The 22,018-nt window shown below is 46.6% G+C and carries 19 protein-coding genes; 13 read left to right on the forward strand and 6 right to left on the reverse strand.

Annotation, left to right across the window (positions count from 1 at the left end):
* The first annotated feature begins 44 nt into the window (after positions 1-44).
* From DXN04_RS27005 to DXN04_RS27015, 3 genes are all read left to right on the forward strand, one after another.
* Entirely contained in the window at positions 45-506 is a 462-nt protein-coding gene (locus tag DXN04_RS27005; RefSeq protein WP_116856526.1) for an RNA polymerase sigma factor, read from the forward strand.
* Positions 507-549: 43 nt separating this feature from the next.
* The gene (locus DXN04_RS27010) at positions 550-1,071 is read left to right on the forward strand and encodes a hypothetical protein (RefSeq protein WP_116856527.1); all 522 of its coding nucleotides are present in this window, start codon (positions 550-552) and stop codon (positions 1,069-1,071) included.
* A 144-nt stretch (positions 1,072-1,215) separates the two neighbouring features.
* Entirely contained in the window at positions 1,216-1,896 is a 681-nt protein-coding gene (locus DXN04_RS27015; RefSeq protein ID WP_116856528.1) for an HAD family hydrolase, read from the forward strand.
* Between the two features lie 78 nt (positions 1,897-1,974).
* On the opposite strand, the gene DXN04_RS27020 is transcribed toward DXN04_RS27015, so the two are convergent.
* From DXN04_RS27020 to DXN04_RS27035, 4 genes are read right to left on the reverse strand one after another with little or no spacing between them, the layout of a single operon-like run.
* Entirely contained in the window at positions 1,975-3,177 is a 1,203-nt protein-coding gene (locus DXN04_RS27020; RefSeq protein WP_116856529.1) for a DUF4998 domain-containing protein, read from the reverse strand.
* 19 nt (positions 3,178-3,196) lie between these two features.
* Positions 3,197-4,390, reverse strand: a complete 1,194-nt coding sequence (locus tag DXN04_RS27025) for a DUF5000 domain-containing lipoprotein (RefSeq protein ID WP_116856530.1) — start codon at positions 4,388-4,390, stop codon at positions 3,197-3,199.
* Between the two features lie 11 nt (positions 4,391-4,401).
* Complete coding sequence (locus DXN04_RS27030) at positions 4,402-6,312, reverse strand: RagB/SusD family nutrient uptake outer membrane protein (RefSeq protein WP_116856531.1); 1,911 nt, start codon at positions 6,310-6,312, stop codon at positions 4,402-4,404.
* A 24-nt stretch (positions 6,313-6,336) separates the two neighbouring features.
* A complete protein-coding gene (locus DXN04_RS27035) occupies positions 6,337-9,813 on the reverse strand; it encodes a SusC/RagA family TonB-linked outer membrane protein (RefSeq protein ID WP_233525695.1) in 3,477 nt (1,158 codons plus the stop codon).
* A 195-nt stretch (positions 9,814-10,008) separates the two neighbouring features.
* Here DXN04_RS27035 and DXN04_RS27040 point away from each other — a divergent pair, with 195 nt between their 5' ends.
* From DXN04_RS27040 to nifJ, 4 genes are all read left to right on the forward strand, one after another.
* Positions 10,009-10,572 (forward strand): RNA polymerase sigma factor, encoded by a 564-nt coding sequence (locus DXN04_RS27040; protein ID WP_116856532.1) that lies wholly within the window; start codon positions 10,009-10,011, stop codon positions 10,570-10,572.
* Positions 10,573-10,589: 17 nt separating this feature from the next.
* Positions 10,590-11,684 (forward strand): FecR family protein, encoded by a 1,095-nt coding sequence (locus DXN04_RS27045; protein ID WP_116856533.1) that lies wholly within the window; start codon positions 10,590-10,592, stop codon positions 11,682-11,684.
* 166 nt (positions 11,685-11,850) lie between these two features.
* The gene (locus DXN04_RS27050) at positions 11,851-13,473 is read left to right on the forward strand and encodes an NAD(P)-binding protein (RefSeq protein WP_116856534.1); all 1,623 of its coding nucleotides are present in this window, start codon (positions 11,851-11,853) and stop codon (positions 13,471-13,473) included.
* Between the two features lie 10 nt (positions 13,474-13,483).
* Positions 13,484-17,065, forward strand: coding sequence for a pyruvate:ferredoxin (flavodoxin) oxidoreductase (gene nifJ, locus DXN04_RS27055; protein ID WP_116856535.1), 3,582 nt, complete (start codon positions 13,484-13,486; stop codon positions 17,063-17,065).
* Positions 17,066-17,119: 54 nt separating this feature from the next.
* Here nifJ and DXN04_RS27060 read toward each other — a convergent pair whose 3' ends face one another.
* Both DXN04_RS27060 and DXN04_RS27065 read right to left on the reverse strand, forming a co-directional pair.
* Positions 17,120-17,596, reverse strand: coding sequence for a GNAT family N-acetyltransferase (locus tag DXN04_RS27060; protein ID WP_116856536.1), 477 nt, complete (start codon positions 17,594-17,596; stop codon positions 17,120-17,122).
* Positions 17,597-17,752: 156 nt separating this feature from the next.
* Positions 17,753-18,142: a DoxX family protein gene (locus DXN04_RS27065; protein ID WP_116856537.1), complete on the reverse strand. Its 390-nt coding sequence runs from the start codon at positions 18,140-18,142 to the stop codon at positions 17,753-17,755.
* A 198-nt stretch (positions 18,143-18,340) separates the two neighbouring features.
* On the opposite strand from DXN04_RS27065, the gene DXN04_RS27070 reads away from it, so the two are divergent.
* The 6 genes from DXN04_RS27070 to DXN04_RS27095 are packed head-to-tail and all read left to right on the forward strand — an operon-like array spanning position 18,341 to position 21,948.
* Complete coding sequence (locus DXN04_RS27070) at positions 18,341-18,700, forward strand: putative zinc-binding protein (protein WP_116856538.1); 360 nt, start codon at positions 18,341-18,343, stop codon at positions 18,698-18,700.
* Positions 18,687-19,130, forward strand: a complete 444-nt coding sequence (locus DXN04_RS27075) for a hemerythrin domain-containing protein (protein WP_116856539.1) — start codon at positions 18,687-18,689, stop codon at positions 19,128-19,130. Before DXN04_RS27070 ends, DXN04_RS27075 begins: the two co-directional genes overlap by 14 nt.
* 2 nt (positions 19,131-19,132) lie before the next feature.
* The gene (locus DXN04_RS27080; protein ID WP_116856540.1) at positions 19,133-19,930 is read left to right on the forward strand and encodes a DUF2249 domain-containing protein; all 798 of its coding nucleotides are present in this window, start codon (positions 19,133-19,135) and stop codon (positions 19,928-19,930) included.
* Positions 19,930-21,201: a cytochrome C oxidase subunit I gene (locus DXN04_RS27085; protein ID WP_116856541.1), complete on the forward strand. Its 1,272-nt coding sequence runs from the start codon at positions 19,930-19,932 to the stop codon at positions 21,199-21,201. Before DXN04_RS27080 ends, DXN04_RS27085 begins: the two co-directional genes overlap by 1 nt.
* Positions 21,198-21,512, forward strand: a complete 315-nt coding sequence (locus DXN04_RS27090; protein ID WP_116856542.1) for a metal-sulfur cluster assembly factor — start codon at positions 21,198-21,200, stop codon at positions 21,510-21,512. Before DXN04_RS27085 ends, DXN04_RS27090 begins: the two co-directional genes overlap by 4 nt.
* A gap of 4 nt (positions 21,513-21,516) precedes the next feature.
* Positions 21,517-21,948, forward strand: a complete 432-nt coding sequence (locus DXN04_RS27095) for an RrF2 family transcriptional regulator (protein WP_116856543.1) — start codon at positions 21,517-21,519, stop codon at positions 21,946-21,948.
* The last annotated feature ends 70 nt before the right edge of the window (positions 21,949-22,018 follow it).

Raw genomic sequence — 22,018 nt, forward strand, 5'->3', positions numbered from 1 at the left:
GAAAAAAATTGCAACTAATAGGTAAATGGCAAATATAAAAACTAATGGATGAAACACAATTTTTACAACTGATCACTCAGCATCAGGGTATCATTCATAAAATATGCCGGCTTTACAGGGATAGGAGAGAGGATAGGGAGGACTTGTTTCAGGAGATCGTGTTCCAATTGTGGAAGTCGGTAGGGACTTATGGCGGCAAGGCTGCCTTCAGTACATGGATGTATAAGATTGCGCTGAGTACTGCGATCGTTGGCTTTAGGAAGCCGGGGGTAAAGATTGTGTATACGGATGTGTTGCCGGATAGGGCAGAGGTATTGAATGATGGCGCGGACGAGTTGTTTGATGTGTTGCGGAAACTGAAGGATGATGAGAAGGCGATAATTACGTTGTACCTGGAAGGATTGAGTTATAAGGAGATGGCGGATATTATTGGTATTACGGAGAGTAATGTGGGGGTGAAGCTGAATAGGATTAAGCTGAAGATTCAGCAGCTATTTAAAAAATGAGTGAGCTGAAATAACTATTTAGTAACTATTTAAAAAATGAGCCATGAATGATTTATTGACTAGCTGGAATAGCGTGAACACAACTTCATCTATCCACGCAGGCCTATTACAAGAACGACATCATCCGGTATTAAAACAAATACGCAAACAAATGCTGATAGAACTTGCCGGGTTTGTGCTGTTTCTCGCAGCTTACTACGACTTCTTTGACGGTGCACAGAAGCCAATTTATGCAAATGTAGTATTGATAATAGCGATGCTCGCCGTAATTGCAGGAAATGTAACAGGCTACATATTAGCAAAGCAGCAACTACCAGGAGACAATATTCGCGAAGCACTCAAAATACACCTGAAAAAATTGCGCTTATATGCTTGTGTCGCCATTTTAGCAAGGGCGCTGATGATGACAGGTGTAGTTGTTTTTTTTAAAGCAAATACAATGGTGATAGCTCTTTTTACGCTAATGCTCTTAGCATTGGTATGGTTGTGGGTAAGGAGGATTAAATCTATACAACACGTTTGCAATGATTTTTTAAATCCTGTAGACTTAGGTTCAAATCCTTGATTTTATTTAAACCGGCCAGGGATGTGTAGCTCCTGCAATTTGCATCGTATACATCCGGTATTGGAGTGGTGTTCATTCTCTTTAAACATTCTCTCTAAACATTCTATCTAAATATTTCCGAACTTTACCCCGCAATCTGATTACATGAACAATTACAATTACTACCTCTTCGACTATGACGGCACCATCTGCAACACCTTTCCCACCATCCACTTCGCCATGAGCCAGACCTTTGATAAAAGCGGCCTCCCGGCACCCGGTGAAACAGCCATGATGAACGCCGTCAGCAAGGGAGGGGGGCTGCACGATACCATCAGGTACCTGCACCCCGATGCAGCCCGTTTAAGCCCGGATGATGTCGAAACCATTTCGAAGATCTACCGGCAGCAATACCTGGAATGTGATGAAAGACTGACCGTGCTCTTCGATGGTGCTGCAGATGTTTTCAGACTATTAAAAGAAGCAGGGAAAACAGTCGTTGTGCTTAGTAATAAAGGTATTGGTGCTGTCGAAAGGTCTTTGCAGGCACTCAGGCTATCCGACCTCACAGACCTTGTAATTGCCGAAGGGGCTTTCCCTGATTTAGCCCTCAGGGCTAAACCGGATCCTATGATCTTTGACTCTTTCCTGATCAGGAAATACAATATCAAAAGTAAGCAGGAGGTCCTTATGACTGGCGATACCCATGCTGACATCCTCTTTGCCAATAATTGCGGCATCCCGTCCTGCTGGGCAGCTTATGGATACGGGCAAAAAGATACCTGTGAGTCGCTAAAGCCGACTTTTACTATCCAGGAGATCAGGGAACTTACTGCCTCAAAGTAAGAAACCAGGAATTCATTTTTAAAGCAGGAAAAAAGCCGCGGGTATGAGCCGCGGCTTTTTTTTCAACTATAACCATCATCAATTCTTTATCAGCTTCACACTCCCTACTCTCCAGTACTGATTCCCCGATGTCATCGTCGCCACAAATCCCAGCGTCACTTCCTGCTCCTTATCCAGCGTAAACCTAAACTCCACATTCGCACTCACATATCTGGCCGTCGGGAAACTACCATATCCCAATGCCCCCGAAACCGCACTCACATCCGGCAACTCAGCCCCCGCAGCCGCCACTATATATACGGGATCCAGTGCCTCCGTATACAATGCCGTCTGGAAGATATAATTCCCCGCAGGCAGTGTGGTCGTCTGCGCAATCTTGCCATTCACAATATTTGCCGTGCCACTCCAGCCAGACTCCATCACCAAAAATCCTCCTGCATTCAACCAGGTCTCAGATGCATACCCTCCATAACCACCATGATTCATCACATTTGCACTCGTAACCCAGGGTGCCGCCAGCGTACCCCACCTGCCACCATCATACGTCGCCCTTTCAAATGGCCCCGTATTCGCCATATACAAACTCGTCACATCCGCTTTAACCGCATGCGTTTCATAAGCCGTATAGAAAGTATCTATTGCCGTTGCATTTGGCAAATACGCCGTCTGGTAACTGATCACTGAACCCTTCTTAAATGAAGGTAAACTACTCTTCATATCCGTCAGTACAGACACCAGCAATGTATCATGCAACACATCAGCATTATCTGTATACTTTACTCGCATACTTACTGTGCCCGCATCACTGCTCACATCCGCCCATGTAATCAATGCAGTACCATCATCCTGCATCTCTGCATTCGCAATCGCCCTGTTCGTCAGCGCACTCTGGTAAAGCTCTCCATAGATATTCGCAGCAGCTGTAACGGGAATGGATGTATTCCCATGTGCATCATAGGTCCTTACCTCAAAACTCATCAGGCCTTCCGGCAATGAAGGGATGATCACCGAAGCGGTATCCACCCCGTTTGTCCGCACCACGGCCACCTCTATCGAATCCTGCCGGCTATTCCAGAACACCTTGTACTTTGTAATCTTCGGATCTGAAGTAAACAATCCCCTGATCTCCGCCCTGTTCTTACCAGAATATGCCTTCACCGAATCCATCTTCCCGGGATATACAATCGACCCGTTCGCCATATACTTATCCCTGTATTCATCCATTTTGGTGCAAGCCGCCAATAACGCCAGCAATGCTAATATGATAAACGCTCTTTGCATCGTATAAATATTGTTTAAGTTAATTACCCCACAGCGTGAACTCCGCTATATTTATAAAATAAGACCCCTGCCAGTTACTCAGACTCCTGATCCTTACATACCTGTACGCTGTTTGCAATGAAGGAAAATCAAACTGCCATCCATTGTACGCCAGGGTCTGATCTGCCGTCGTTTCCGTACCATAGGCTGACCCCGAAGGTTTCGTCACATGACACGTCACCAGCTTCGTCCAGGTATCATCCAGTGCGCCACTTAAACTGGGTGAATTTGACCCCCAGATCTCAAAATCCTTCACATTGCCCCTCACATAATACAGGCTTCCCACTTCCTTGTAAGGATTCACCTGCATACGACTAAAAATATGCGCCTTCCCCAGGTCCAGCGTCACCATCTGCGATGAACTCGCCTGCTCTACTGTAAATAAACATTGGGGCCAGCCGGGATGTGCATTGCCGTCATAGATATAAGCTACATCTGTTCGCCCTCCATTATTCAGGATCTCCGCATCTCCCGGCAACACATAATTACTCCAGTCTGACTTGGGCAATAACTGTTCGAAAATAGGTGTCAGTGTCTCATACATCGTATCTGAGTAATTCAGCCACCTGTCCCTTACTACAAATGCATACTTTCGCTCTACCGCGGGTTGCTCTCTCACCGCACTTGTTATCACCGGACTATTACTATAAATATTCTCCATCCCTGCGCTCTGCACCCACACCCCGGTTCCTGTTGAATCTACCAATGGGATGATTGCCAGGTTCTCTTCTGTAGGATTATCACAGGTAAGATTAAAACCACCAAAGGTAGCTACTACCTTCAGCGACCGCAATGCCAGGTCAATAGGGGGTGTGAGGGGATTGACTGTTACAGTCACGGCTTCCGATGCCATTTCACCTGCGTTCACTGCATACAGTTTGATCACATGGGGCAATGTATCGCCAAAGCCATCCACCGTCAGCGTATTTACATAGTAAGATGCCTTCACTTCTCTTGAATGCCCGGAAGACGTTTCATACTCCGCCTTTACATAAGACAGGTTTTCATCATTCGGCAGTGTATAGGTCAGCGCTGCCTTCCCGTTCAGGTTCACCACTTTCACATTGCTGACAGGCCCCGGTGCAGTACCATTTTCAGCTACAGGTCTGTGCAGATCATTCTTCGTACAGGATATCGCAATCATTAATAAGACCAGGATATATGATAACTTCATGCTTTTACTTTTTACCAGTTAGGATTTTGAACCAGGTTCGGATTTTTCAGGATGTCATCCTCTTTGATCGGCCATAGATAATCACGGGGAGCCACAAAGTGCCTTGCCAGGAAAGAAACCTCCCGGTAATACAACTCCGCTGTCTGCCCACTCACCACCCATCCGGTAATATTCCCGCTCAGCTCCTGTGCTGCCGTCTTCCAGCGCAGCAGGTCCCAGTAACGATGTCCCTCAAAACATAACTCTATCGCACGCTCACGCTGTATGATACTCCGCATCCCTTCTTTAGTCGTATACCTGGTAGGGTTCCTGCTGAATTGCTCCCATGAACTTTGCACTGTCTGCAGGCCCGCCCTGGCCCGCACTTTATTGATGTATTCATACACATCAGCCCCTGGACCCTGTGCCTCATTCAGCGCTTCGGCATACAACAGGTACAGATCTGCCAGGCGCATTTCAGGATAGGGATAAGAAGGATATGTCAGTGTATTCCAGTCCATATGCCAGTTCACCGTTTTCTTCATATAGAACCCACAAACCGGCACCGGTGATGACTGGCTCAGCTCACTGCCCCTGGCCATGAGCCAGAACGTATTTTCGTCGCTTTTAGAGGGACTATTTGCCATGTACCATATTCCCCTGTCAAAACCGAGATCAGCGTAATAACGGGGCTCTCTGTCGAAATTTAAGCGTGCCGTTGTTTCGCCTTCCTTGATGTTGAACCTTTCGGCATGGTTGCCGACCCTTAAGGTGGAGATATTGGAGAAATCCAGCGTTTTATCTTCATCAATCGGCACCCCATTCTTTGTATAGAACATCTTTGCCATCTTGATCGTAGGCCCCATGAGCGGGTGCCCTGCTGTCTTGGATGCCACTGCATTGTCGAAGTCAAACTGGCCAATTCCACAACGCTGCAGGAATGAACATGCCCAGGTAATGGCTGTCGTATTGCCCCATATCAGCTCACTATTCCAGGGTTCACTCATCGAGTTACGGATACTCATCTGCGTCATCGTTTCATCACTCAGGGGCACTGTCTGCGCAGGAAACGTATATAATTGTATACCCTGTGCAGTTGCCAGGTCTATTGCTGCCTTACATGCCTCTGCTGCGCGCTGCCATTTCTCTACGCTATAAGTCACATTAAAAAGCGCTTGTCCGTCTTTGTTTTTAAACGCGGTATAATCTGAGTTGCCATTGAACAAAGGACTTGCTGCCGTCACCAACAGTTTGGCTTTCAGGCCAAGTGCCGCCACTTTGGTAATACGCCCCAGCTCAGAAGAAATATTATTGATACTATTAGGCAGGTGCAGCGCCGCCTCATCCAGCAGGGTTGAGATATAATTTACCACGCTATCCACCGGCTGCCGCTTTACATAGGTATCTTCGATGGCCACGCTGATAGGCAGGTTTTTATCTATCACCGGGATGGGACCATAAGCCCTGAACATCAGGAAATGATAATAGGCTTTCAGGAACAGTACCTCCGAGATCCAGCGCTCGCGGGTATCTATATCCAGGTCCGGTACTTTACCCTGGTCACTGATGTTCTCCAGGAAAATATTACAATCCCTGATCGCTTTATAACTTGCTACACCATCCCTGTCACCCGTCATAAAGTTGGCAATAGGCGCAGAAATATTTTGATCTCCATAAGGCATACGCAGCACGTTAGTAGACCTGATAGCACTCGTAGGGTCCAAAACAAAGACCTCATCGCTGGCAGAAAGTCCTACATTATAAGTAGGATCAAAACTGATCGGCAGGTAGGAATAACAGGTAAATAAATATTTCTCAGCTTCTGTTTTCGAAGTAAATGCATTATCAATGGTAGCCACATTATCCGGCACTACATCCAGGAAATTCTTCTTGCAGGATGTAGTGAGCAATGCGAGCAATATGAACAAGCGAATATTTTTCATATAATTCTGTTCTTTTATTAAGACTTAAAACCCAACACTCAGACCTGTATTGAAAACCCGCTGAATAGGATAACCCAGACCGGAATCACCCATTTCCGGATCCCATATTTTGAAAGCACTGATCGTAGCGAGGTTCTGTCCATTTACATAGATCCTGCCACTGCTCAGGTGAAATTTCTTCAGCAGGTGCTCACTAAAATTGTATCCGATTTCAGCAGTTTTCAGTCGCAGGAAAGAACCATTCCGCAGCCACCAGCTGGATGTCTGTGTGTTATTTTCAGAGATGGTATTGTTCAGCCTCGGCCAGAATGCATAGGAGTTCCTGTTGTCTTCTGACCAGTGGTCATCAGCAATCGCCTTCAGCAAACCATTCTGGTTCCCGCCATTGATGTAGAAAGGCGTGGTGTTGGCTGAATTAATAATAAAGGAGGATCGGCCTGAGCCTTGGAAAGCGGCACTGATATCAAAGTTTTTATAACCCACAGAGAACAGCAGGCCATAAATCATTTCCGGAGTAGTAGGGAAACCAATGGGTACATAATCCGCATTGGAGATGGTGCCATCTCCGTTCACGTCCCTGTACTTGATATCACCTGCCATAATGCGGCCATATTGAATAGGGGAGTTGCTCACCTCTGCATCATCAACGAAGAGTTTCTCTGCCACGAGACCATAGATCTGTCCCAGTGAATTTCCCACTTTTGATAAGTGTTTGTTGTTTGCGGCATATTGCGGTTCTTCATTCACCAGCAGTTTACTTTTAGCCAGCGTGAGGGTACCGCGTGTCTGCAGCCATAAACTATGTTCAAATGTTTTGGTGTAATTCAGCATCAGGTCTATCCCTTTGCTGCTGGCCTTCCCGGAGTTCGCAGAGATGTCTGCTTTCAGCCCCATGGAAGATGGAATCGTACTTCTCACCATCAGGATATTACTGCGCAATTGCCTGTAGGCATCCACGGTCACCGTCAGGTCTTTGAAAATGGTGAGGTCCATACCAAGATTCGTTTGGCGGGACAGCTCCCAGGTGATCTCCTTGTTCTCATAGCGATTGATGGCTACTGTAGGTCTGCTGTAATTAAACTGTGTACCGAAGTACCCTGCTGCACCACCATTGAGATTCACATCAGATAAATAGAAGAAACGATCGGTAGAATTACCAATCTGGTCATTACCTACCAGGCCATATGTAAACCTGAATTTCAGCTGCTGTACTGTATTTGCCAGCGGTGCAAAGAATTTCTCATTAGATATAATGTAACCACCACCAATAGAAGGAAAGAACCCAAAACGGTGATTGGCAGCAAATCTTTCAGAGCCATTGAAACCAAAGTTATATTCCAGCAGGTAACGGTTGTCATAACCATAAGTGAACCTGCCTGAAAGTCCCAGGTTCCTGGATGGTAATGACAATTGAAGGCTGGAAGCATTACCTGTCACATAGTTGCGGATGATGCCAATGAGCATACCACCTACGCTGTGTTTCTCTTTGAAAGTCCTGGCATAGTTCAGCGCAGTCTCTGCGTAAGTCGTGCTGTTTACAATCTTATCACCCGGAGAATAGGTCAGGTATTCAGTAGGTGTAGCACCAACACTGCCCTGGCTACCATCGTTTATCAATGTCAGTCCGGCGAACTTGCCCTCCATCGTATTCGCTGAATAATAATAAGGACTGTACTGGCGTGTGACTGCAAAGTAGGCATACCGTGATGTATAAGCCATGACCCTTGCAGAGAGCCCGGGAGTCAGGGCATCCAGGTTTTGCTTCAGGCTCAGCTGGGCAGTGAGTGTACTGGTATTGGTCGCCTGGAAACCAGAGATGGATTGCGCATATGGATTTACATATAGCGAGCCGCCACCGGGGATGATGGCATTACCAAACAATGGATGTTTGACATAAGGCATCAGCTCAGAAGGATACACCGCCGGAAAAGCCACGGGGTTGCTCCAGATCGCATTATAAAACACTGCAGCACCGCCGCCTACAGGACCATTGTAATCATCAAATTGACCCTTCAGACTTACCAGTGCTTCGGTAGTTTTTGTAAGGTTGATCGTGACATTGGATAAGAGAGAATAAGACCGCAGTTTGATATTATTACTGAAATTATTAAGGGCATTCTCTTTCAAAATACCGTTGTCGATATTGTAAGTCATGGCCAGGTAGTACTTAGCTTTGTCAGAGCCGCCGCTGGCATTTATATTATACCGCTGGTTGTTGGTACGGGTTTTTATCAGCTGTTTGATCCAGTTATTATTCGGGTATAATAAAGGATCATCACCTGCGGCAGTATGATCTATTTTATTCTGGGAATAGGGGAGTGCACTCAGTGGGTTCCTGGTCAGGGTCGCCTCATTTGCCAGGTTCATATAAGTAATATTATCTGCCAGTGCAAAGTTCCGCGTATTGGAAGAGGTCGCATTCTCCATGCGGAAATTGAATTTCATCTTGCCGATGGTACCGGTTTTAGTCGTCACCAGGATTACGCCGTTCGCACCTCTGGCACCATACAGTGCGGAGGCAGTCGCATCTTTCAGTACAGAAAACCCGGCAATATCATCTGGTTGCAGGCGTGCAAGGTCCCTGGAAGAAGACTCAATGTTGTCAATGAGAATAAGGGGATCTACCTTTCCTGCACCAAAAGTTCCCACACCCCTGATGAAGAACTGTGCATTGTCAGCACCCGGTTCGCCACTGCGCTGATAAGAGATTACGCCGGCAATCTTACCTGCCAGCATGGTAGTCAGGTTAGAGGTAGGGCCTTTCAGTTCTTTTGGGTTGATAGAGGTGATAGAGCTCACCATGCTCGTTTTCTTCTGGGTACCATAAGCCACCACCACCACATCCTTAATAGTATTGTCTTTGGGAGAGAGCAGGATTTCGAATTCGGTCTTCCCATTCAGGTTGATTTCCCGGGTTACATAGCCTACATACTGTACCACGAGCACTTTACTGTTGCCGCTCAGTTTCAGTTTAAAGTAACCATTCTGATCGGCAGTAGCCCCGATATTCGTGTTTTTCAGCATTACGGTCGCCATAGGCAAGGGTGTTTTGGTATCTTCCGCAATCACTTGTCCGCTGATGACCGGTTCCTGGGTGGCAGGAGGGGGAGCTGTTTTATCAGGCGGGTTGGTGGCAACGGTGGTAGGTTTCTCCTCCTTCCGGATCAGGATGACGTTCTTTTTTATTTCATAGGCGAGGTTGCGCCCTTTCAATAAATCATCCAGTACTGTGGTGACTTTGGTCCTGGTGTAATTAACCTGGCCAATGATGTCATTTTTCGGAATGTTGCCGCTGTAAAAAAAGGTGATGTCTGTTTGCTGTTCTATCGATTTAAATACCGCTTCCAGGGTCATATTATTCCCTTTGATCGTTACAGTTGGCGGAGTGATGGTCTGGCCGCGCAAATGAGTAAACAGAAAGAGCAACAGTAGGGCAATAGTGGTTCGCCGCCAGGCAATAGGATGGCTGGCCGTTTTCATTAACGGGAATTGTCTGTTCATGTTCCTTACTTAATTGTAGTATCTATGTTGATGCTTCTCGATATAAGACGACAATAATGATGAATGGGTGAATGCCCAATAAAAAAACTCAAAATATTTTATAAATGTCAAAATAACATTTATATTTATTCCAGGCAATATCCCTTAGTAGCATTTTTTATCCGCGTTATATAATCAACCACTTAACTTTTTTTTATGCCTGAATATCCGGGAGATGATATTGTACTTCTCTTATTAAAAAATGGGGGCGCTGGCGATGCATTTGAGTTAATATTTAAGCAATACTACCGATTGATGTGGACGAAGGCTTACCTGGGCACAGGTGACCCCAACGAGGCCGATGACCTGGTCCAGTCAGTGCTTTGCAGTATTTGGGAAAAGCAGTTGTATCATAACATAAAAGGTAATCTCAGAACCTACCTGCTGATTGCGGTGCGTAATCAGGTAAATGACTATCATAAAATCAGGTCGAGAATGCAAAAGCGTATTGAAAAATATGCAGAGACAGTAGACCATTTGTGTTTCGATGAATCGAAGCAGGGCGGGGGCGTGAATGAACATTTCCAGGAGCAGTTGCAGGAATTGTTAAGTGAATTTCCCACACAGCGTCAGCGTGCGTTCAACCTCGTTTACCTGCAGCATAAAAAATACAATGAGGTGGCCCATAACATGGGCATCAGTGTCAATTCGCTGAAGACGCATTTAAAGATTGCTGTGAAGACGCTTCGTAACAAACTGGATTTGCCATTTTCAGAATAACCTTTAAGACAGAAGAAATGATACCACATATAGAACAATTAATGTTGGAGAAACTTTCAGGATGTATTTCGGCTGAGGATGATGCGGATTTGTTGCAGATGATGGAAGCGCATCCGGAATTTAAAACGGTTTACAAAGAATTGGAGCAAAGGTTGGGTGAGCCAGTGGCACAGGAGTACCTGGCCCATCTGGATGAAGATGCATTATGGCTGGCGAGCAGGCATAAATTCAAAAAACACAGGTCCGGGAAATGGATGTATGCCGCTGCTGCGGGGATATTACTCTTAGGGAGTAGCCTGCTTTATTACCTGCAACCCAGGGTAAAGCCTGCTACGCCAGGTGGGATTGTATTACAACTAGCCAACGGGCAACAAATAGATCTCTCTGATACCACAAAAGCTGGTACGCTTAAGGTAGGAACAGCTGAAATTCATGTGTCGGGCAAAAGTGTTACCTACGACGCAGCCAATGGCAGTGCGGAGATGGCGATGAATGTACTCCGCGTACCTGCAGGCAAGGATTATAAACTGGTATTGGCAGATGGTACGGAAGTATGGATGAATGCAAAATCCGAGATCCGTTTTCCCATGGCGTTCAATGGTAAAACCAGGGAGGTGACGGTAAGCGGGGAAGCATTCTTTTCAGTAAAGCAGGACCCGGCTCGTCCTTTTATTGTACATGCCGGGGATGTGTCTGTCAATGTATTGGGTACTGCTTTTAATATCAATGCCTATGCAAGTCCGCGGGTGGCACTGGCATCCGGCAAGGTGGCATTGAAAGGGAAGAACAGTGAACAGGTTATACAATTATCACCCGGGTATGAAGCGGTATATAATCAACAGCTCTTCAGCATAGATGCATTCGATAAGCGCAATACATTGGGATGGATGGAAGGGAAGTATTATTTCAGGCATGCGACATTAAAAGATATAGGAGCTGTTATAAACAGATGGTTTGATATAGAAGTAGAATTTGACAATACCACCGCGGAGAAATTAGATATCACCGGTATTCTCACGAAACAGGATGGTTTGAATGACTTCCTGGATAATCTGGACAAAACTACGGGTATTAAGTATGAACTTAAAAACGGTGTCTTAAGATTCAGATAATTTAAAAAATACATCCGTATGATGTAACGGGTAGTCTTGTTGAGCCAGGACTACCCGTTTTTATTGCAATAACCTGGCAGTGATGATGTCTTTATTGATCATTATCACCACCTCCCATGATTTAAAGCACGTTTTATCCTTTGCGCTCATAATACCTTCACATATTATGAAAACAAATCAGGATATTACTTTATCGCCTGATCTGCAAAGCCACAGCGCTGGCACTGGACCTACAAGGACACAACACCCTGTATATGCCAATCTGCTGCCACCCTGCAACCAAACCTGCCCTGCAGGCGAAAACATTCAAGGGTGGCTCTCGCTGGCTCAGGCCGGCCGTTATGAAGCCGCCTGGCGCACGATCATGGAAGACAATCCATTTCCTGCCGTCATGGGCAGGGTATGCTATCACACCTGCGAGGTGCAATGTAACCGTTCGCAAATTGACAGTGCTGTCAATATCCACGCTGTAGAAAGATTCCTTGGAGATGAAGCCCTTAAACAGGGTTGGACGATCGATAAGGCACCGCCTACAGGCAAGCGTGTCTTAATCGTTGGCGCAGGGCCTGCAGGCCTTTCAGCTGCCTATCACTTAGTCCGGAAAGGACATACGGTCGAAATACATGAAGCAGGACCCATCGCCGGTGGTATGATGCACTTTGGCATTCCCGCTTACCGCCTTCCCCGCCATGAACTGGATCAGGAAGTAGCCCGCATCTGCCAGATGGGTGTCACTGTTACATACAATCATAAAGTAGAAAACCTCTTACTCGAAAAAGAGCAGGGTAATTTTGATGCCGTCTTTCTTGCAATCGGTTCCAACCTTTCCAAAAAAGTAGACCTGCCTGCAAAGGATGCCTTTAAAATGATGGATGCACTTGCATTCCTCAGGCAGGTGGAAGATGGTACCGTGCCCAGGCTGGGCCGGCGCGTAGCCATTTATGGCGGTGGTAATACCGCGATGGATGCTGCCCGTACTGCCAAACGCCTGGGAGTGGAAGATACTATGATCATCTATCGTCGTGACAGGGCCAATATGAGCGCGCACGATTTCGAAGCACAGGAAGCTTTGGAAGAAGGTGTAAATATCCACTGGCTGCGTTCCATCAAATCTGTGGAAGGCATGACCATGACGGTAGAAGTAATGGAGCTGAGGGATGGCAAACCTTATCCCACAGGCCAGTTTGAAACACTGGAAGCGGATAGTCTGATTATGGCCCTGGGCCAGGAGGCAGATACTGCATTCCTGAAAAATATCCCCGGCATCACTTTTACGCCGGATGACAATGTATGTGTAGACAGTCACATGATGACTGGCTACGCAGGTATTTTTGCCGGTGGGGATATGGTACCCGGCGAAAGAAATGTGACCGTTGCAATTGGTCACGGTAAAAAAACTGCCCGCAACATAGACGCTTACCTGAATCATCAATTGTATACGCCAGCTGCAAAACCTGCTACGATTGGATATGAAAAACTCCATCGCTGGTATCGCACCTATGCCCCGCAGGGAACAGAGTCTATGAGACCTGCTGCTGAGCGCGTAAGTGGATTCGATGAAGTAAGGTATGGTTTGCCGGAACAGGAAGTACTGTTTGAAGCCCGGAGATGCCTGTCATGCGGTAATTGTTTTGAGTGCGATGGTTGCTATGGTGCCTGTCCGCAAAAAGCAATCACGAAACTCGGCCCCGGCAATGGCTATTCCTTCAATTATGATATTTGCACCGGTTGCGCAGTGTGTAGCGAACAGTGTTCCTGCCATGCTATAGAAATGGTACCCGGACCGTAAATCATTCACTATGACACAAGAGACTACACCCGTAATCGCAACGCTGGACGGTAATGAAGCCGTGGCCTATATCGCGTACCGCGTTAATGAAGTATGTTCAATCTACCCGATCACACCTTCTTCCACCATGTCAGAACTGGTAGATGAATGGGCCGTTGCCGGGAAAAAAAATATCTGGGGTCAGATACCTGATGTAATAGAAATGCAAAGCGAAGGTGGTGCTGCCGGTGTGGTGCATGGTGCTTTGCAGGCAGGTGCACTGACCACAACCTTTACAGCATCCCAGGGCCTTATGCTCATGCTGCCTAATATGTACAAGATAGCCGGAGAGCTGACCTGTGCTGTGTTTCATGTGGCTGCAAGGTCACTCGCTGCACAGGCATTGTCCATCTTCGGTGATCACAGCGATGTGATGGCGGCACGTACCACCGGCTTTGCCATGCTCTCCTCTGCCTCCGTACAGGAAGCACACGACATGGCGCTCATCAGCCAGGCGGCGACCCTCAAAGCGCGTATTCCTTTCATGCACTTCTTCGATGGATTCCGAACTTCGCATGAAATTAATAAAATTAAACTGATACCTGATGCGCAGATCAGAAGTATGATCAGTGATGAACTGGTGAACGAGCATCGTTTTCGTAGCCTGAATCCTGATCGTCCTTTTATCAGGGGTACAGCGCAGAACCCGGATGTATATTTCCAGGGCAGGGAAACAGTGAATCCTTTTTATGCTGCTGCACCGGGTATTGTGGAAGAGGCGATGAACCAGCTCGGCGAACTCACCGGTCGGTACTACAAGCTGTTTGAATATTTTGGTCATGAGCAGGCGGAACGTGTAGCCGTTGTAATGGGTTCCGGGGGCGAAGTACTGAAAGAAACAGTACGTGTGCTGCTGGAAGCCGGTGAAAAAGTAGGGGTGGTGCTGGTAAGATTATTCCGCCCATTCTCTGCAGCACATCTTTTAAAATCACTCCCCGCTACGGTAGAAAAAATCGTAGTGCTGGACCGTACAAAAGAACCCGGTGCCGCCGGCGAACCTTTGTACCAGGATGTAGTGACTTATCTCTGCCAGGCTTATTCAGAAGGTCGTTTGGAAAAACTGCCCCGCATCATCGGCGGCAGATACGGTTTGTCTTCCAAAGAGTTTACACCCGCCATGGCGAAAGCTGTATTGGATGAACTGAAGAAGGCAACGCCGAAACATGGCTTTACTATTGGTATCAATGATGATGTGACGCATACCAGTCTGAGCTATGATCCTTCATTCCACCTGGAACCCAAAGATAGGGTTTGTGCCTTGTTTTACGGCCTGGGTGCAGATGGAACAGTAGGTGCCAATAAGAATAGTATTAAAATTATTGGTGAGGAAACGGATCTTTATGCACAGGGATATTTTGTATATGATTCCCGTAAGTCAGGTACGATGACCGTATCACACCTGCGCTTTGGTAAGGATCCTATCCTGGCTCCTTGGCTGGTAGACAAAGCTGACTTCATTGCATGTCACAAATACAACTTTATCAGTAAGACGGATATGTTGCAGCATGCAAGGCCTGGTGCAACTTTCCTGCTGAATAGTCCCTATCCTGCAGATGAAGTCTGGGACCAGTTGCCGCGTGCTGTACAGGAACAGCTGATCGCAAAGCAGATGAAGCTGTTTGTGATCGATGCCTCCAAAGTGGCGATAGCTGCGGGTATGGGCCAACGTATCAATACGATTATGCAGACCTGCTTCTTTGCTTTATCAAATGTATTACCTGCTGATGAAGCGATAGCGCAGATCAAGAAATTTATTTATAAATCTTACAAGTCAAAAGGCGATGCCATCGTACAGAAAAACTACCGCGCGGTAGATGATACCCTGGCACACCTGGTGCGGGTGGAACTGCCTGCTACAGCTTCCGGTACCGTGCAGATGGATGCAGGGATTCCTGCCGAAGCACCTGATTTTGTAAGGGATGTAACGGCGATGTTGCTGGATGGTAGGGGTGACCTGATACCGGTTAGTAAAATGCCGATAGATGGTACCTATCCAAGTGGCACCACGAAGTGGGAGAAAAGGAATATTGCGGACCTTGTGCCGGTGTGGGAATCAGACAGCTGTATACAATGCGGTAATTGTAGCTTTGTATGTCCGCATAGTGTGATCCGTTCTAAATTCTATCACGAGAGCTACCTGGAAAAAGCGCCTGCAGGATTCCCTTCAGCACCGATCAATGCCCGTGGTTTCCCTGAAACACGATATACATTGCAGGTGTACCTGGAAGATTGTACGGGCTGTAAATTGTGTGTACAGGCTTGTCCGGCAGTGGATATCAAAGATGCCAGCCGCAAGGCGATCAATATGGCACCGAAACCATCATTGGTGGAAGGCCGTGAGCAGATCAGGTTCTTTGAAAGCATGCCGGTGAACAATCGTGCAGAGCTGGATTTCTCCACCGTAAGAGGGGCGCAGTTCCTGGAACCTTTATTTGAATTCTCAGGAGCGTGTTCCGGTTGTGGGGAGACACCTTATGTGAAGTTGCTGACACAATTGTTTGGCGATAGGTTGCTGGTAGCGAATGCAACGGGTTGCTCCTCTATTTACGGAGGTAACCTGCCAACGACGCCCTGGTCTGTGAATAAGGATAACCGTGGTCCGGCATGGTCAAATTCTCTCTTTGAAGATAACGCGGAATTTGGTTTGGGAATGCGTGTAGCGGCAGACAAACAGTTTACGATTGCACAGGCATTGCTCACATCATTACAACCTGTATTGGATAATGATGTTTTGGTAGAACAGCTTTTGCATGCACCACAACAACTGGAGTCACAGATTGTGGAGCAACGCAACAGGGTAGGCGTGCTGAAAGATAAATTGCATGCATTGCGTGGCAATCCGCTGGCAGCGCAGTTGCTCGCAGTAGCGGATCACCTGGTGAAGAGAAGTGTGTGGTTGTTAGGTGGTGATGGTTGGGCATATGATATTGGTTCTTCCGGGTTGGACCATGTGTTGTCAACCGGGCGTAATGTGAATGTGCTGGTGCTGGATACAGAGGTGTATTCCAATACGGGGGGACAGATGTCAAAGGCAACACCTACGGCGGCGATTGCAAAATTTGCAGCGGCAGGCAAGAAGGTGGGTAAGAAGGACCTGGCCATGCAGGCGATCTCATATGGTAATGTGTATGTGGCACAGATAGCGATGGGGGCGAACCCGCAACAGACCTTGCTGGCTTTGAGAGAGGCGGAGGCGTATAAAGGGCCTTCATTGATCCTGGCGTATAGTCATTGTATTGCGCATGGAATAGATATGGAGAAGGGCTTGACGCAGCAACAGATGGCGGTGTCCAGTGGTTATTGGCCTTTGATCAGGTATAATCCTGCATTGAGAGAAGCGGGAAAGAATCCGTTTGTATTGGATTCTCCAAGGCCGGTAGTGAAATTTGCGGATTATGCTTATAATGAAACGAGGTACAAGGCGCTGGCGGCACAGAACCCAGCAGAGGCGAAAAGGCTGATGGGATTGGCGCAGGAGTTGGTAGACCTGAGGTATAAGAGTTATGAGAATATGGCGACGTGGAAGGCCGAGGAGTTTACGCCGGTGGCATAGAGAATGAATTGAATAAAAGAGGTTGGATCTTTGGAAGCAACCTCTTTTATTTTTTTAACCCAACTTATAAATATACTCTTCAATCTCCGCCTGCCTTGCATTTGCAAAGCCCTTATCCGTACCTATCCTGACAAACCCGCATTTCTCCAGTACCTTTTGTGATCCTACATTATCAAAGGCCGTTCTGCCGATAATTGGCCGCGCAGTTTCCAGGGTTAAAAACTCCGTCAGTGCTGCGGTGGTAATACCCTGTCCCCAATAAGGTTTATCTATCCAATAAGTGATCTCTGTATCTCCATGCATGACAAATTTTGCCAGACTGCCCGCAATCAAACCATTCACGATAATCGTGCGCATATGGATAGTCGGGTCATCGAGAAATTTGGAATATTTCTGTAAATAGGCTGTTCTATTATGTGAGTCTATTGCAGTAAATGCTGCTATATAATTTGCTTCCTTGTCGAGCTGAAAAGTATAGAAATGATCCAGGTCGGAAAGGACCGTCTTCCTCAATCGAATATGTGAAGTCATAACGAGAATTTACACGAAGATATTCATTTTTCAGATGGGCAACATCTTTGATGATAAGGGGCTATACGAAATTTTTTTGCACGATGAAAATCCAGAAGCACACCTCAATATCCAATCGAATTAGAGGTGTACTTCTGGTGTACTTAACGTGGCATTTTACTGGTTTTGCTCATAAGTCACTGTATACAATTTCCTGTACATCACATACGTCACGGATATAATCCCAAAGGCAATAATCGCATCTATCGTCGCGGGGAATCCCAGTACTGCCACTTTAGAGAAGAATGCAAACAGGATATCGAAGAAAATGCCCGCAAACACCCATTCTTTTAAACGAAGGAGCCTGTTGGGAGTCAGCATCACAACAACCCCGGAGAGCTTAAAAACGCCCAGGATATAGATGAAATGAGCAGGGTATCCGAGCTGTTGTGTGATGCCCCATACCAATGGGTTGCCTGTCAGCTCAAAAAATCCGCTTGCACCAAACCATAAAGAGATTAATACAGCCCCTGTCCAGAAAATTACTTTTGTCGTTTGCGTATTCATTGTGATTAGGTTTATTTGTTTGTGATGGAACAAAGATGAGGTGGATAGGCAGGCTTTCATAGCCTGAAAACCCTGAGGTGGACAATTAAAGGGCTGACTTAGACATCAGGGGGGAGTATTGCTCTTTGACTGTAGTCACATGCACTATTGACTACCGTCATTTAGTAAAAAAAAGTATTGCGGTACTTTTATACCACCATGAATAATATTCCGCTTGTTTATTCCTGCTCCGGCTGCTCAAGCGTCGCACAAATGGCTAACTACCTGGCAATTCAATTAGACAGATCGGGAATCGCTGAAATGTCCTGCATTGCAGGTGTGGGTGGTAATGTAAAGAAACTGGTAAAGACTGCGCTCTCCGGCAGAAAGATCATTGCCATAGATGGTTGTCCGCTGGCATGTACAAAATCCTGCCTTGCGAATCACTCCCTGCTGCCCGACCTGGCGATAGACCTGTCCATCCTGGGTGTGTCAAAAAAGCAGCACGAGGATTTTGACAAAGCACAAGCGGATATCATCCTGGAAGACTTAAAAAAAGCATTGAATGGAACAGCCTAAACCCGTCAAAAGAAGCAAAGCATTTGTGCAACTTTCCAAAGACCATCACTTTGGCCTGCTGCTGGTTTGGAGAATAAGGCAGGACCTGGGAAAGGTAAATCCGGCAGTCAACATCAGCAAATATGTACTGGAGTTTTTTGAAATGGACCTGCAATCGCATTTCAAAGAGGAGGAAGACTACCTGTTTAGCAAACTGGATCCTGCAGATCCATTACGTCAGCAGGCAGAAGGGGAGCACAGGGCTATCTGCAACCTGGTAGAATCGATTAAAAGAAATGAATCGGACAAAGCCCTCCTCCGCCAGTTTGGCGACCTGCTGGAAGCGCATATCCGCTTTGAAGAAAGGGCCCTGTTTAATTATTTGCAGGAACACCTTAGCCCGGAAGACCAGGAACAATTATTACTGCATACCACAAGAAGCAAACACTGATCATGACCATCAATCAAAACACAAAGATTGCTGCCATTTTAAAGCATCATCCCGCGGCGCTGGATGCTATCATTGCCATATCACCGAAGTTCGAAAAATTGCGCAATCCTGTATTGAGGAAATTGATGGCCGGCCGTGCCAGCATTGCCGTGGCCAGTAAGATCGGGGGCTGTAGTGTAGCCGACTTCTATACACAACTGGCACCTCTTGGTTTTGAAATTGATGCAGTCACATCCACAGTCACAGTAGCACAGAATGAAATGCCTGATTTTATAAGGACATTACAGGAAGACAAGGTCGTAATACTGGATGTACGCCCGCAAATAGCCTCCGGTGAAGATCCTTTGCGTCTCATCTTTCAAAAGGTGGAAACTCTGCAGGGCGGACAGGTCCTAAAGATTGTGAACACATTTGAGCCGACACCTTTGATGGTTTTATTAAAGAAACAGGGTTTTGATGCTTATGCTGCGCAAATAGAGGAAGACCTGGTAGAAACATGGTTCTATAAAACCAGAACTATGCGTCCACCCGAAGTAAAAATACAAACGGAGCACTGGGATGAAATACTCAAAAGATTTCAGGACAAACTGCACACCATTGATGTCCGTGCCCTGCAGATGCCTTTGCCCATGTATACCATCCTGGAGAAACTGGATACCCTGCCAGAAGCGCAGGCTTTGTTTGTATATCATAAGCGCATCCCTGTATTCCTTTTACCTGAGCTGTCGCAGAGAGGGTTTGAATACCGTGCAAAGGAAATTGCAGGCGATGAGGTACATCTTTTAATTTTCAGGAACTAATGAGCGATGTCGTTTACACAACTACCCACCGTGTGGTAGTACCGTTTTATGTATATGCAGGGCTGGCATTCCTGGTAGCTACCGGGATGTTGTTTACAGGGGCCGCTGAGTTCTCCGGGCACTATTTCCAGCCCCATATCCTGGCCATCACGCATACGATGGCACTAGGATGGGGTACGATGATCATTTTAGGAGCAAGTCATCAGTTACTACCGGTATTGATGGAAGGAGAATTGTACAGTGTTAAACTCGCATACTTGTCCTATACCTTTACGGGCATCGGGATTGCCTTGTTAGTATGGGCATTTTATATCTTTCACATGGGCTGGCCTGCGAAGTGTGGTGCCTTGCTGATCAATGCCGGGGTCATTGCCTTCTTTGTGAATGTGGTGATGAGCATTGTAAAAAGTAAAAAAGAAAACATCCAGGCTATCTTTATGCTCACGGCTGCAGGTTGGCTGGCATTCACTACCCTGGCAGGCGGCCTGCTGATCTGCAATTTTACGGAGAATATTTTGCCGGATGGATCACTCCATTATCTTTCCCTCCATGCGCATATCGGTATCGTTGGATGGTTCCTGCTGTTGGTGATGGGGGTAGGGTCCCGCCTGATTCCCATGTTCCTCATCTCTAAATACGACTCTCCCAAAATACTCTGGAGTATCTATGGCCTGATCAATGGCGGACTGATTACATTCATATTTATCTTCCTCAGGGAAGCAGTATCAGTGTTGTATATGATCCCGGTATTGTGTGTGACAGGGGGTATTGTATTGTTTGGATTCTTTTGCAGGAAGGCTTACCGGCAGAGGATCCGCAGACAGGTGGACGAAGAGATGAAGATCTCGCTGCTGGCAGTTGTGATGATGGTTTTACCCCTGGTATTTTTAATTGCTGTCATCGTCACACTGATGACCATATCTGCCGATGTACACATGGTATTGGCCTATGGTTTTACTATCTTCTTTGGCTGGCTCACGGCTATTATTCTAGGTATGACTTTTAAGACACTGCCCTTCATTATCTGGAACAGGGTTTACCATGCAAGAGCCGGTACAGGGGCTACACCAGTTCCGAAGGAACTGTTCAGCAGCCGGCTTTTTAATATAATGGCGGTTTGTTTTATCATTGGATTTATAAGTTTTGTGGCCGGCATTGTTATATCAAACGGCATTGCGATGAAGGTTGGCGCACTCTTATTGTTGCTGTGTGCTTTTCTTTATAATGCGAATGTATTTAAGTTACTCTTTCATAAAGATAGGATGCTATGATCGCGCTGACGGAAAAAGCTATCGAAGCCCTGGCTGCGCTGCGCTGGGTATTTGATCCTGAAATAGGGTTGAATGTGGTGGACATGGGTTTGATTTACGAACTCAGCGTGGAGGAGGACGCAAAGAAGATATTGGTGCTGATGACATTGAGTACTCAGTATTGTCCGATGGGACAGTCTATCGTCGATTCAGTAAAGAACCGCCTGGAATTATCTTACCCTGGGTATGAGATAGAGATAACCGTGACATTTGAGCCTACCTGGAGTATGGAGATGATCTCAGCAGAAGGCCAGGAATTTTTAAACAGATAATCTGATGCTTAGCTTCACTTGTAAGACAGCTATTAAAGCGGTAATTTACCTGTCCTCAAAGCACAGGAGCGGGGAGAATGCAGGTATTAAGGAGATTGCTGAGTGTATAAATGCCAGTGAGCATACGGTAGGCAAGCTGCTGCAGGTGCTGGTCAGGCAGGGGGTGATCCGCAGTATGAAAGGACCGGCAGGTGGATTCAATATCTCGGATACGCAGATGAAGCAGCCGATCATGGATATAGTAGCGGCGATAGATGGGAAACAGGTGTTTAAGGGCTGTGGCCTGGGCCTGAGCAGGTGTTCGGCTACACACCCGTGTCCGATCCATAGTGAATATGGAAAGGCGAGGGGCATCATCGCGGAATTGTTTAATAATAAGCGCATTGAAGACTTGTGCGAACCGGTGGATAACGGATTTGCCTATTTGATTGGGTAGTATTCAAAAAAAATTGGAATGGGCCATTAGACTCTGGCAGGTTTTTTGATGAACTCCGCTAAAAAGGCTT

Origin of the sequence: Chitinophaga silvisoli (genome assembly GCF_003412465.1) — a bacterium.
Lineage (GTDB): Bacteria > Bacteroidota > Bacteroidia > Chitinophagales > Chitinophagaceae > Chitinophaga > Chitinophaga silvisoli.